This is a genomic window from Marinobacter sp. GH_1 (assembly GCF_048595985.1).
Lineage (GTDB): Bacteria > Pseudomonadota > Gammaproteobacteria > Pseudomonadales > Oleiphilaceae > Marinobacter > Marinobacter shengliensis.
In genome coordinates, this window is the sequence record NZ_CP184460.1 from 3,008,596 (window position 1) to 3,021,429 (window position 12,834).

Genomic DNA, 12,834 nt, shown 5'->3' on the forward strand with positions numbered 1-12,834 from the left:
GTGAACCACGGCTACTGCCAGGGTTGTTATTGATCGCCAACCCCTGCATCATTCAGCGGAAGTGACCGTATCCATGAGAAGTCTTACGAATGCAGAAAAAAAACGCGACCGTACACCTGCTGATTCTTGATCCATCTCAAAATGATGCTGAATCCATGGTCAGCCTGCTCCGCAACTCGGGCAAGGCCACCCGGGCACACCGTATAACCTCGGAAGAAGATCTGGAAGAAGCCCTGAAAACCAGCAACTGGGACCTACTGTTGGCCCGGGACCTGGAGCAGGAGTTCGGGCCGGATGACGCCCTGGCCATGGTCAAGCGCATGGACAAGGACATCCCCTTCGTTCTCCTGACCGAGGAAGTCAGCCGGGAAAGAACGGTGAACATTATCCGGGCCGGCGGGCAGGATGTTGTGCCGTTCGAGTACAAGGATCTGCTCGTGCTGGTGGTGAAACGCGAATTGGCCGCCCTGGAAGAGCGCCGCCGTCGTCGGGTTCTGGAGTCCCACCTGCGTGAGGCCGAACAGCGCTGCCAGCTGCTTCTGGAAAGCTCCAAGGACGCCATCGCCTACATCAACGATGGCATGCACATCTACGCCAACCAGTCCTACATGGAGTTCCTGGGCTACGACGACATTGACGACCTTATCTGCATCCCGGTTCTCGATACCCTGACCCCGGAAAGCCAAGACAAGTACAAAGACTTCATGAAGGCCTTTGCCGATGATGGCAAGGACGGCATGACCCTGAACTGTACCGCACGCCGCAGCGACGATCAGGAATTGAACGTAACCATGTCTGTCTCTGCCGCCACCTATGATGGCGAAGCCTGCACGCAGATTGTCTTGCAGCCGGAACACAGCGATGCAGAGCTGGAAGAAAAGCTCAAACAGATCAGCAGCCAGGATCTGCTTACGGGCCTGTATAACCGTCAATACCTGATGGACGCTCTGGCCCAGGCCATTGCCAATGCCGGCAAGAACAACCAGACCGGCGCCCTGGCCTACATCGCCCTGGACAACTTCATAAGCATGAAGGGCCAGGTCGGTATCGCCGGTGCCGATCTGTTGCTGGGTGATCTGGCCTCGCTGCTAAAAGAACAGGCCGGCGAGGAAGTGACGCTGGCCAGGCTGAGCGATGATGCCTTCTGCCTGATGTGCCTGCCCTGCGATGAGAAACATATGGAAGGCATTGCTGAGCGGGTCCGCAAAGCGGTTGAAGATCATCTGTTCGACATCAACGGCAAGACAGTACCGCTGACAGTGTCCATCGGCATAGCCGCGATCACGGAGAATTCGCCCAAGGCAGAGGAACTGATGGGGCGTGCCCATACCGCCTCCGCCGAGGTGAAGAAGCTCGAGGGCCATGAACGTGGTAACGGGATCGTGGTCTATAATCCCGCCCAGTACGAAAGCCTGGATGAAAGCAACTCGGTTGAGGCTATCCTCAAGGCCCTGGACGACAACCGCTTCCGGCTGCTGTTCCAGCCTATCATCAACCTGCGGGGTGAGGGCGAAGAGCATTACGAGGCCTTCGTTCGCATGCTCGACAAAGACAACGAGGAAGTTTCTCCCTACGACTTCCTGCCCCCCATGGGGCCGAGCGATACGGCCATCAAGATTGACCGCTGGGTGATCCTGCAAACCATCAAACAGCTGGCAAGCCACCGGTCACGGGGTCATGACACCAGGCTGTTCCTGAACATCACCGCCGAGACACTGCAGGACAAAACCTTTACGCCCTGGCTCAGCGTTGCCCTCAAGGCGGCTCGCCTGCCGGGAGACTCACTGATTTTCCAGATCCGCGAAGGCGATGCCAACAACTACATGAAGCAGGCCAAGGAGTTCACCAAAGCGGTACACGAACTTCACAGTAAGGTATCCATTGCCCAGTTTGGCTGCGCCCTGAATCCGTTCAACACGCTCAAGCACATTGACGCCGACTACGTGAAGATTGACGGCTCCTTCACGGAAGAAATCCAGAAGAGCGATGAAGCCAAGGAGCAGGTCAAGGAAATGGTCAAGAGCCTGCAGAATGCCGGCAAGCTCACCATCATACCGCTGGTAGAGAACGCCAGTGTACTGGCAACGCTGTGGCAGGCCGGGGTGAACTATATCCAGGGTTATTACCTGCAGGCACCAGTACCGGAGATGAACTACGACTTCGGGGACCACTGACCGGACGCCAATTCCGGATAGAGGAAAAAGGGGCGAGGTGTCAGAACCTCGCCCTTTTTGCATTCACAGGCTGCTGTTCTAGAGGGTCTGATTGGTATCACTTTCGCGAAAACCGATCAGGTACAGAATGGCGTCCAGGCCCAGGGTGGAAATGGAGTGCCGGGCCGATTCCTTGACCAGCGGCTTGGCACGGAAGGCCACGCCCAGGCCCGCCTGGCTCAGCATCGGCAAGTCGTTGGCACCATCACCCACGGCGATGACCTGCTCCCTTGAGATATGCTCTTTTTCGGCAATCTCGAGCAGCAGCTCGGCTTTGCGCTTGCCATCCACAATCTGGCCTTTGACCTGGCCGGTCACCTTGCCGTCGACAATGTCCAGTTCGTTGGCATACACGTAGTCAATGCCCAGTTTCTGCTGCAGGTGGCGGGCAAAGTAGGTAAAGCCGCCAGAGAGAATCGCGGTGCGGTAGCCCAGCGCTTTCAGGCTTCGGATCAGGTGCTCAGCCCCCTCTGTCATACGCAGCCGACCGGCAATACTTTCAAGCACCGACTCATCCAGGCCTTTGAGCAGCGCCAGTCGCTCGGCGAAGCTCTGACTGAAATCCAGCTCGCCCTGCATGGCCCGCTCGGTTATTTCGGCTACCTGCTCGCCCACGCCAGCCTCATGGGCCAGCTCATCGATCACCTCGGCCTCAATCAGCGTGGAGTCCATATCGAACACCACCAGCCGACGGTTTCGCCGGAAAATGGAGTCTTCCTGGAAGGCGATGTCCACGTTCATCTCACCGGCAATATGCAGGAAGTCCGCCCGAAGTTGTTCCAGGTCTGACGGCGTCCCCCGCACCGAAAACTCGACACAGGCAATGCGGTTCTCCCCCTGATTGAGCGACGGGCGTGCAGAAAGGCGGGTAATGTTGTCAATGTTCAGCCCATGCCGGGCCGTAATGGCCGATACCCGGGCAATCTGTTCGGCCTTGATGTCACGGGATAGCAGGGTAACGATGTAGCAGGCCCGGTTACGCCCTTCGGCCCATGCCTGGTATTCCTCCACCGTGATGGGGGCAAAGCGCACCTGAAGGTCCAGGGCATGCAGTCGAAAAAGAACGTCACGGATCACCGGGGACGATTTCGACTCATCCGGGATCTCGATCAGTATGCCCCAGGTCAGGTGGTCGTGAATCACCGCCTGGCCAATATCCAGAATCCGGACATCGTACTGCCCCATGATCCCGGTGATCTCCGAGGTCAATCCGGGCTTATCTCGCCCGGACACGTTTACCAGAACCAGCTCACTCACTGTCGGCGCCCTCCACGTCCTGAGCTTCTTCCTGGGCACGGGCCGCAGACGGAATCACATCAATGCCGTCTACCCGCTGGAGCCCTCTGGGCAATTTGTGACCACGCCGGCCACGCTCACCAAGATAATGCTCCAGATCTGCAAAACGCAGACCCAGTTTGCGTTTGCCGGCCTTCACCTCCAGTTGGTCTTCTTCACCGAAGACGGCGGCAGCCACCACATACTCCTCACGATTCTGAACGCGGGCAGAGGGAATGCTGATGATCTTGTTACCCTTACCCTTGGCCAGTTCCGGCAATTCGCTGAGCGGGAACACCAGCATCCGCCCCTCGTTGGATATAGCCGCCAGGTAAAGGGTTGTTGCTGTCTCTGGGATCAGCACAGGGGGCATGATTCGGGCCCCTTTGGGCACAGACACCACCGCCTTGCCAGCTCGATTCTTGCTGATCATGTCGTTCAACGAGGTCACGAAACCATAGCCGCCGTCGGTGACCAGCAGCGCTTTACGCTCCGGATTTCCCATCAGCAGCCCAGAGAAGGTCGCCCCGGACGGTGGGTTGATCCGGCCGGTAAGAGGCTCGCCCTGCCCTCGGGCAGACGGCAGACTGTGAGCCATGAGCGCATAGGCACGCCCAGTGCTGTCGAGGAAGATGGCCTGCTGATTGTTTCTGCCCCTGGCAGCCAGCGCAAAGCGGTCGCCAGACTTGTAACTGAGCCCGGACGGATCAATGTCGTGCCCCTTGGCAGCCCGCACCCAGCCTTTCTCCGACAGCACCACAGTGACCGGGTCGTTGGACACCAGGTCAATCTCACTGAAGGCCTTGGCTTCTTCACGGGCGACGATCGGAGAACGGCGATCATCACCGTAGGTTTCGGCATCCTGCTGCAGTTCGGTCTTGATCAGCTCGCGCAGGCGGTCTTCCGAGCCCAGAATAGCTTGCAGTTCGTCCCGTTCCGCGGCCAGCTCGTCCTGCTCACCACGGATTTTCATTTCCTCGAGTTTTGCCAGGTGGCGCAGTTTCAGCTCAAGAATGGCTTCCGCCTGGTCGGCCGACAGGCCAAACCGGGACATCAGTACGGCCTTGGGCTTGTCTTCGGTACGAATGATCTCAATCACTTCATCGATGTTGAGATAGGCAATCAACAAGCCTTCAAGGAGGTGTAACCGGGCCAGAACCTTGTCCAGGCGATGTTGCAGACGGCGAGTAACCGTGGTTTTACGGAACGCCAGCCACTCGGTCAGAATCTGGCGAAGCCCCTTCACACCCGGGCGGCCGTCATTACCAATAACGTTGATGTTAACCCGGTAGGTTTTCTCCAGATCGGTACTGGCAAACAGGTGCGCCATCAAGCCATCCAGGTCGACCCGGTTAGAGCGGGGCACAATCACCAGGCGGGTAGGGTTCTCATGGTCGGATTCATCACGCAGGTCCGCCACCATGGGCAGTTTCTTGCCCTGCATCTGCTGGGCAATCTGCTCCAGCACCCGGTTACCGGATACCTGATGTGGCAGATCAGTAATCACGATCTCGCCACTTTCACGAACCCAGCGCGCTCTCATACGCAGAGAGCCGCGGCCGGTTTCATAGATCTGCATCAGATCCTTGCGGGGGGTAATAATTTCCGCATAGGTGGGAAAATCCGGCCCCTTGATGTGTTCACAGAGCTGGTCAACGGTGGATTCCGGGTCATCCAGCAAGCGAATGCAGGCGGCGGTGACCTCTCGCACGTTGTGCGGCGGAATATCGGTGGCCATGCCCACGGCAATGCCGGTGGTGCCGTTCAGCAGGACATGAGGCAACCGGGCTGGCAGAACGGACGGCTCCTCCATGGTGCCATCAAAGTTCGGCGCCCAGTCCACGGTTCCCTGCCCCAACTCACCCAGAAGAACATCGGCAAAGGCAGCCAAGCGGGATTCGGTGTAACGCATGGCGGCGAACGATTTCGGGTCGTCCGGCGAGCCCCAGTTACCTTGACCATCCACCAACGGGTAGCGATAGGAGAACGGCTGCGCCATCAGCACCATGGCTTCATAGCAGGCGCTGTCACCATGGGGGTGGAACTTACCCAGCACATCACCAACGGTACGGGCAGATTTCTTGTACTTGGAGGTGGATTTCAGCCCCAGCTCCGACATGGCATAAACAATCCGACGCTGCACCGGCTTGAGCCCATCCCCTACGTTGGGCAATGCACGGTCCAGGATCACGTACATGGAGTAGTCGAGGTAGGCCTTCTCGGTATAATCCCGTAGCGATACCCTTTCGAAACCTTCATCCGTTGTCTGAAACTCTGGCATAGATGCCTCTTTGCCTTAACTGCCTGTTTTGAAATGCGGCTTTGATGCAGCCCCGATAACCCGGCACAAACACCGGGCAATGTGGCGCACATTATATGGACGCAAGCAACGATACACCAATTTCCAATAGCGGAATTCCCGCATGGAGAGTCTGTAAGGTGCACCGTATTCTCGCCACAGTGAATAGAAAGCCGTTTTATCCCCTGACAAGCGGAAACCTATGAAACCCAATCTCAAAGCCTGCGGGCACGCCCTGGTGACAGCCTTGGTGAACGCCACCCTGGCCGTCGCGCTGATGCTGCTGGTGGAATTCGCCATCAGTGGATCATTCCAGATGCCGGAGCCTTACCTTTGGGCCGGTCTGGTCATCGGCGTTGTCATCTTTATCGCCCAGTTCTGGCGCCAACGGCATCTGTGCCGAACCAGTGAACAATCCGGCAACGTGCAACAACCCTGATTCGTCATCAAATCCTGAGCTAAATCAAGATTCCACCCTCATGTTCAGGGTGACAACGCCCCACCCCCTGCTACGCTTAGCCTCTAGAGCAACAACAATAATCTGGAGGCTGAATGAACGTTTTAAACAATCTGGGGTTGCGCACCAAGATCGCCCTGCCCTTTTTCATCACCGCTCTGGCATTGGTTGTCTCCGGTGGATTCGGCATGCTGACAGCCAAAAACCTGGTGGAAAGCACTGAAGATATTGCCGTTACCCTCCTGCCGTCGGTTGCCGAAATCCTCAACGGTGACCGCGACCTGTATCAGGCTTTAGTTGCTCAGATGATGGTGGTCGACCAGACCCTGAATGGTGAAGACACAACAGACGCCATCGCAGATTTCGAGGAGAACGTGGAGCAGGCACGCCGGCGTTTTACCGACAGCGTAGCGCGGCTCCGAGGCACAGGGATCAGCTCAGTGACCGGAGGCTTTGACCAGGCCTTTGACCAATGGGAGCGCTCTGCGCGCCAGGTTCTGGCACTGGCAGAGCGGGGGGACGGAACACAAGCCAGAAACCTTGCCGCCACTGAAACCATCGGGCTGTTCCAACGGCTACGGGCCTTCTACGACAGAGCCGAAGGCCACGCGGATGAACAGGCCCAGAGTCGCTATTCCGAAGCCCGCGCCGAAGGCACTTCCAGCACCGTAACCATTACCGTTATCACGGTCGCGGCCATCGTTATCAGTATTGCCCTGTTCCTGATTTTCCTCAGACTGATCATCCGATCCATTCAAGCCCTGCGCAGCCAGCTCGATAATATTGCCCAGGGTGAAGGCGACCTGACCCAACGAATACCGGTGGCCGTGGAGGACGATCTGGGGCAACTGGCCAGGAGTTTCAATCAGGTACTGGAGAACCTTCAGGGCATGATCGGCTCAATACAGACCCTGAGCCGGGATCTGGGCCAAGGCGCCACTGAACTGGCGTCTGCTGCGCGGGACAACAACGAGGGCGTTACCCGACAGACCGATTCGATATCCATGGTGGCAACAGCCATCAATGAAATGCAAAGCGCGATCGAAGAAGTTGCCGGGAATGCCTCAAGGGCGGCCGAGATCACCCGGGAAGCAGACCTAAAGGGGCAGAACAGTGCCGAAATCATCCGGAATTCATCCAGGCAGGTGCACCGGCTGGCGGCCCAGATCTCCAAGGCGGTTGGTGTGATCCGCAAGCTGTCTGATGATTCTGACAACATCACCTCGGTTCTGGATGTGATTCGCGGTATCGCCGAACAAACCAACCTGCTGGCCCTGAACGCTGCCATTGAAGCCGCAAGAGCCGGTGAGCAAGGCCGGGGCTTTGCGGTGGTGGCGGATGAGGTGCGAACGCTCGCCCAACGCACACAACAGTCCACCGAGGATATTCAGACCATGATCACAGCACTGCAGACTGGCGTTTCGGATGTGGTCAATGTGATGGAAACCGGCAGTAAAGAAGCAGCTGAGACAGAAAAACTGGCCACCGAAGCGGAGCAGGAACTGCAAGCCATTCTGGAGGCGATCTCCAATATCACCGATGTAAACACCAGCGTGGCATCGGCCACCGAAGAACAAACCCAGGTTGTGGACGAGATCAATCGCAGCATTACCGACATTAACGACCTGGCCGCGGCCAGCGCTGAGCGCTCTCGTGCCATCGATGGGATCAGCAAGTCACTTAAGGACTATGCTTCAGAACTGGAGCAACAGACAGGCAGGTTCCGGGTTTAACCCCGGAACCTGAGACAGAGGTTTCAATCAGGATTACTGACGAATGCCTTCGATGGAGATCTTGATTTCAACGGTTTCAGAGGCTTCACCCAGATCCATCGGAATACCGAAATCCTTCAGACGAAATTCGGTCTCGGCCTCAAAGCCCATACGGTAGCCGCCCCAGGGGTCTTCACCGTGGCCAAGCATTTCGGCTTCCAGGGTGATCTCACGGGTCACGCCGCGCAGGGTGAAGTCGCCGATGATATCAGCCTCGCCGTCGTCATCCACAACCACCCGCTTGCTTTTGAAGGTGGCCTGCGGGAACTCACTCACGTGCAGAAAGTCCTTGCTGCGCAAATGCTTGTCGCGCTCGGCGTGGTTGGAGTCCACACTGGCCGTGTCGATTGTAACGGTGACCGTGCTGTTCTCCGGGTTCTCGGCGTCGTAGACAAATTCGCCGTCGAAGTCGTTGAACCGGCCATACAGCCAGCTGTAGCCAAGATGGGAAATCTTGAAGGTGATGAACTGGTGGGCGCCCTCTTTATCAAAGGCATAGGTGCCGCTGTGTTCGCTGGCATTGGCATTGGCAGTGCCAATCAGTGCCACTGAAACGGCGGATGCGAGCAAGAGTTTTTTCATGGTCTTCTCCCTGAGTGAGTCATGGTTATCGTTTCGGTCTTCGGATCTGCGTCAACCGCGGCCAAGCATGCGCCTGAGCGTGGCATCCCGATCAATAAAATGGTGTTTCAAGGCCGCCAGGGCATGCAGCCCGGCCAACCCGACCAGTGCCCAGGTGCTCCAGTAATGGACCGCACCCGCGGTGTCCTCCATCCCCCTGATCCGGCCGGTGACTGAAGGCACCTCAAACCAGCCAAATACGCTGATGGACGAGCCATCGGCCGTGGTAATCAGGTATCCACTGATCATGGCTACGAACAGAAGCAGATAGAGCAACCCATGGGCCCCGTGGGCGGCAATCACTTCCCACCGCTGGTGCTCAGGCAGCGGCCTGGGAGGCGGAGTCACAACTCGCCACAACAGCCGGGCCACCACCACTATGAACAACAGGATGCCAATGCTCCGGTGAATGTGTGGGCCCTGTCGGTACCAGGGGTCATAGTAGGACAGTTCCACCATCCACCAGCCGAGCCCGAACAGGCCAATGACCGCCAGCGCCACCAGCCAGTGCAAACTGACAGCGATCAGACCGTAGGCGGTGTTGGTATTTCGTAATTTCATGATTTGGGAAATCCTCCATCCCTGGACTGAGCCACCCTGTGCGACTGATACGTTTAGGTCAGTCTAGGCCCCGAACTGCCGGGTGAAAATCAAAATATTCTGCCGGGATGCATCAAATTATCTGATCAAGTCTTTGGCGGACACCGGGGTTGGCACTGGCCACTTTGGTCGAATACGGGTTCTACGGATTGTGCAAATTCACAGCAACGCTAAACTTCTCACATACTTTAATTCGCCCCGTCGGGGGCCTCAGTGACCGAGAGGAAACGACATGGAACTGGAATTCGACGAATCCGTAGTAGTACCCAGCAACAATTAATATGCTCCATTCTGAACCCCCGGCCTGCCGGGGGTTCTGCTCTCCAAAGCCCCGCCCCGAATTCCCCATACCAACACAAAGTCACAAACTGTTTCGAGTTTTACCGGTTAAACAGTGGTAATGATTCCTGTTTTTTGGCAATCTGCGCTTTAGCTAAACAGTTAACGCCTTGAAATACAGGCAAACGTGCCAGGGATGTGGGCACTCTGGCTAACAGTTCAGTGGTCAGCACCACAACTGCTGCTCCTGATGCGTTCGTTAAACGGTTCAGACTCGCCTATGTCCCACAGCCTTACCGATATCCTGCCAGCGCCAGAACTGGACCTGCTCTCGCCCATGCTCACTCAGCAAGGAGAGACCTGGACAGCCGATTTCAGAGGGCTAAAGCTCAGAACCGCCCTGCAACCGATTTACAGCATCTCCCACAAACGGACCGTTGGTTATGAGGCCCTGATCCGGGCGTTCGACAACGACAACGCGGCTGTACTTCCCAACCACCTGTTTGAACTTCCGGACACCGACGCTGAAAACCTGCTGCTGGACCGGCTGTGTCGATACCTGCATATCCGTAACTACAGCGGCATAAAAGATCAGCTGAACTGGCTGTTCCTGAACGTATCCCCCCGGGTGGTGACCAGTGGCAGCCAGTCGGATTCGTTCTTTGGGGCGCTTCTGAAAAAAACCGGGCTACCACCCCATCGAATTGTGATGGAGATTGTTGAGCAGCCCACAGACGATGCTGAGAGACTGAAAGATACCGTCGCCTACTACCGGAAACTTGGCTGCCTCACCGCGATCGATGATTTTGGCGCTGGCCACTCGAATTTCGAGCGAATCTGGAACCTGTCGCCAGATATCGTCAAACTGGATCGTACGCTGCTGACCCGTGCCACTGACGATCAGCGGGCACGGCAGATTCTGAATGGCATGGTGTCACTGCTTCACCAGTCGGGATGCCTGGTACTACTGGAAGGCGTGGAAACCCGTGATCAGGCCATGATAGCCATCGATGCTGGTGTGGACTTTGTACAGGGATTCTATTTCCGGCGCCCTTGCCTTGAACTCGGGGAACTGCCCCACACGCCCGCAGACCTCGAAGAATTACTTCAGGAATACAAGAAGCGCAAACAGATCACCCAGGACCCCACACAGCAACTGGTCAACTATTTCAACGGGCCGTTCCGGCGGGCCATTGAACGGCTGCAGGACGGCAGCCTGATGTCACAGGCCTGCTTTGAACTGCTGAACCACCCCGCCGTATCCCGCTGCTATCTCGCAGATGACAAGGGCATCCAGATTGAAGACACCCTGGTCTCCGACTCCGCCATTGAGAAGCGGGACCCCCGTTTCCGGCCGCTGGAGAACACCACCAGCGCCGACTGGTTCCGCCAGCAATACCTGCGCCAGGCCCTGGCTCAGCCTGAGAACCTGCACGTTACAACACCCTACCTGTGCGTAACCGGCGCCTATATGTGCGTCACCCTGTCACTGGCCTACCAGCATAAGGGGCGTTTGCAGGTTTTGTGCTGCGATATCCTCGCCAACCCCCATCAAACACCGTAAACCACAGAAATAACGCCAACCGTCACCAGGCCGATAAAGACATTCATCGGCAAACCAACCCGGATAAAATCGCTGAAACGGTAGCCTCCCGGCCCGAACACCATCATGTTGGTCTGATAACCCAGTGGTGTGGCAAAGCTTGCCGAAGCGGCCATCATCACCGCAATGATAAACGGCTCGGAATCCACGCCCATCGCAGACGTGAGCGACAGCACCACCGGCACAATCAGGACGGCGGCTGCGTTATTGGTGATGACTTCCGTCAGCACTGACACCACCAGGTAAACCAGCAATAACGCCAGCAGGGTGTGGCCATCGCTCAGGCTGAACACCGCACCGGCCAGATAACTCGCCGCTCCCGTCTGTTCCAGCGCTCCGCCCATGGCAAAGGAAGCGGCGATCGTGAGAATCACCGGAACGTCTACCGCTTTCTGGGCCTGGCCAACCGTACAACAGCCGGAAAGGATCATCACGAATGCTCCTACCAGGGCAGCGTTGAGCATCGTCATGATGCCGCAGGCGGCAAGCCCGACCAACACCAGCAAAATGCCCCAGGACAACCAAGCCCGGTCGTGGCGCGGCGCTTCTGTCTCAAGGTCGTTGATCAGCAGGAAATCCTTGTTGTATCGCTGCCGGCTGACGAACGCAGGGCGCGCTTCCAGTAACAAGACATCGCCGGGCTTCAGGCGAATATTACCCAGGTTACCCGGCACCCGTTCACCTCCCCGCGCAACCGCCAGCACCACGGCACCGTAGCGATCCCGGAACCGGGCATCCCTGATGGTCTGGCCAAGCACATCTGACTGGGGCGACAACACGGCCTCCACCAAACGCCGTTCGGCGCGGTCCTTGCTGAGAGACGGCTCATCATCATGCACCGAAGGCACGATGCCGTTGATCCGCAACAGATCAGAAATTGCCTGGGTATCGCCGGCAAACACCAGGCGGTCACCGCCCCGAAGACGCTCTTCCGATGGCACCGCCGTCACCACGCTGCCATCCCGCTCAATTTCAACCAGGTAGAGTCGATCCAGCTCCCGCAGCCCGGCCTCACCTACGCTTTTGCCGACCAGCGGCCCCTCGAACGCGACCGCCACTTCCAGCGTAAACTCTTTGACCGAGCCGAACTTCTGCTGGTCTTTACGGTCTGGCAACATCCGCGGCAGTACCAGCAACATCACAGCAACCCCGATGATCGCAACCGGCAGCCCAACCTGGGTAATGGCGAAGATTGAAAAGCCTTCTTCACCGGTCAGCTGCTGGTACTGACCATTGACCACCAGGTTGGTACTGGTACCGATCAGGGTGAGCGTTCCGCCAAAAATGGCGGCATAGCTGAGGGGAATCATCAGCTTGGAAGGGGCAATACCAATCTTGCGGGACCAGGCATGAACGGCCGGAATCATGGTGGCAACCACCGGCGTATTATTCAGAAAGCCACTGAGCAACGTGACTGGTAAGGCAATGCGGGCCTGGGCCCCGCGAACGGTTTTCGGGCTGCCCAGAATGTAGTGCACCAGGAGGTCGACACCCCCGGAATGGTGAACACCGGAGGCCACCACAAACAGGGCAACCACTGTGATCAGCCCCGGATTACTGAAGCCGGCAAGGGCCTGTTCCGGGCCGATGATACCGCTGGCACTCAGCACCACCAATGCCGCCATCATCACCAGATGCGGCGCAAAGCGGCCAGAGCTCATCAGTAACAGGGCGGCACCCGCCAACCCAAGGGAAAACCATCCGTGCCAGTCCAT

At 57.5% G+C, this 12,834-nt stretch carries 9 protein-coding genes; 4 read left to right on the top strand and 5 right to left on the bottom strand.

The features are described from left to right. Positions 1 to 89: 89 nt before the first annotated feature. On the top strand, positions 90 to 2,174 hold the full coding sequence (locus tag ACNSOI_RS13675; protein ID WP_420194288.1) for an EAL domain-containing protein: 2,085 nt from the start codon (positions 90 to 92) through the stop codon (positions 2,172 to 2,174). 78 nt (positions 2,175 to 2,252) lie between these two features. Here the strand turns inward: ACNSOI_RS13675 and serB are convergent, their stop codons facing one another. Both serB and parC read right to left on the bottom strand, forming a co-directional pair. Next, positions 2,253 to 3,470: a phosphoserine phosphatase SerB gene (serB, locus tag ACNSOI_RS13680; protein WP_420194289.1), complete on the bottom strand. Its 1,218-nt coding sequence runs from the start codon at positions 3,468 to 3,470 to the stop codon at positions 2,253 to 2,255. Further along, positions 3,463 to 5,769: a DNA topoisomerase IV subunit A gene (gene parC, locus ACNSOI_RS13685; protein ID WP_420194290.1), complete on the bottom strand. Its 2,307-nt coding sequence runs from the start codon at positions 5,767 to 5,769 to the stop codon at positions 3,463 to 3,465. The genes serB and parC overlap by 8 nt, the downstream gene beginning before the upstream one ends. A gap of 220 nt (positions 5,770 to 5,989) precedes the next feature. Between parC and ACNSOI_RS13690 the strand changes: the two genes are divergently transcribed. Together ACNSOI_RS13690 and ACNSOI_RS13695 are read left to right on the top strand one after the other, a co-directional pair. Next, positions 5,990 to 6,226, top strand: a complete 237-nt coding sequence (locus tag ACNSOI_RS13690) for a hypothetical protein (RefSeq protein WP_061331593.1) — start codon at positions 5,990 to 5,992, stop codon at positions 6,224 to 6,226. Between the two features lie 113 nt (positions 6,227 to 6,339). Beyond that, the gene (locus tag ACNSOI_RS13695; RefSeq protein ID WP_420194291.1) at positions 6,340 to 7,977 is read left to right on the top strand and encodes a methyl-accepting chemotaxis protein; all 1,638 of its coding nucleotides are present in this window, start codon (positions 6,340 to 6,342) and stop codon (positions 7,975 to 7,977) included. A 33-nt stretch (positions 7,978 to 8,010) separates the two neighbouring features. Here ACNSOI_RS13695 and ACNSOI_RS13700 read toward each other — a convergent pair whose 3' ends face one another. Together ACNSOI_RS13700 and ACNSOI_RS13705 are read right to left on the bottom strand one after the other, a co-directional pair. Next, entirely contained in the window at positions 8,011 to 8,598 is a 588-nt protein-coding gene (locus tag ACNSOI_RS13700; protein ID WP_061331595.1) for a YceI family protein, read from the bottom strand. A gap of 51 nt (positions 8,599 to 8,649) precedes the next feature. Continuing rightward, entirely contained in the window at positions 8,650 to 9,198 is a 549-nt protein-coding gene (locus tag ACNSOI_RS13705; RefSeq protein WP_061331596.1) for a cytochrome b, read from the bottom strand. A gap of 598 nt (positions 9,199 to 9,796) precedes the next feature. On the opposite strand from ACNSOI_RS13705, the gene ACNSOI_RS13710 reads away from it, so the two are divergent. Then, on the top strand, positions 9,797 to 11,080 hold the full coding sequence (locus ACNSOI_RS13710) for an EAL domain-containing protein (RefSeq protein WP_061331597.1): 1,284 nt from the start codon (positions 9,797 to 9,799) through the stop codon (positions 11,078 to 11,080). Here the strand turns inward: ACNSOI_RS13710 and ACNSOI_RS13715 are convergent. Continuing rightward, positions 11,068 to 12,834, bottom strand: coding sequence for an SLC13 family permease (locus ACNSOI_RS13715; RefSeq protein ID WP_061331598.1), 1,767 nt, complete (start codon positions 12,832 to 12,834; stop codon positions 11,068 to 11,070). The two genes, ACNSOI_RS13710 and ACNSOI_RS13715, sit on opposite strands and share 13 nt — an antisense overlap.

Bases quoted from the DNA above. Each gene is read 5' to 3' on its own strand.
- ACNSOI_RS13695 (WP_420194291.1), top strand. From the start codon at position 6,340: ATGAACGTTTTAAACAATCTGGGGTTGCGCACCAAGATCGCCCTGCCC.
- ACNSOI_RS13710 (WP_061331597.1), top strand. From the start codon at position 9,797: ATGTCCCACAGCCTTACCGATATCCTGCCAGCGCCAGAACTGGACCTG.
- parC (WP_420194290.1), bottom strand. From the start codon at position 5,769: ATGCCAGAGTTTCAGACAACGGATGAAGGTTTCGAAAGGGTATCGCTA.
- ACNSOI_RS13675 (WP_420194288.1), top strand. From the start codon at position 90: ATGCAGAAAAAAAACGCGACCGTACACCTGCTGATTCTTGATCCATCT.
- ACNSOI_RS13690 (WP_061331593.1), top strand. From the start codon at position 5,990: ATGAAACCCAATCTCAAAGCCTGCGGGCACGCCCTGGTGACAGCCTTG.
- ACNSOI_RS13705 (WP_061331596.1), bottom strand. From the start codon at position 9,198: ATGAAATTACGAAATACCAACACCGCCTACGGTCTGATCGCTGTCAGT.
- ACNSOI_RS13715 (WP_061331598.1), bottom strand. From the start codon at position 12,834: ATGGACTGGCACGGATGGTTTTCCCTTGGGTTGGCGGGTGCCGCCCTG.
- ACNSOI_RS13700 (WP_061331595.1), bottom strand. From the start codon at position 8,598: ATGAAAAAACTCTTGCTCGCATCCGCCGTTTCAGTGGCACTGATTGGC.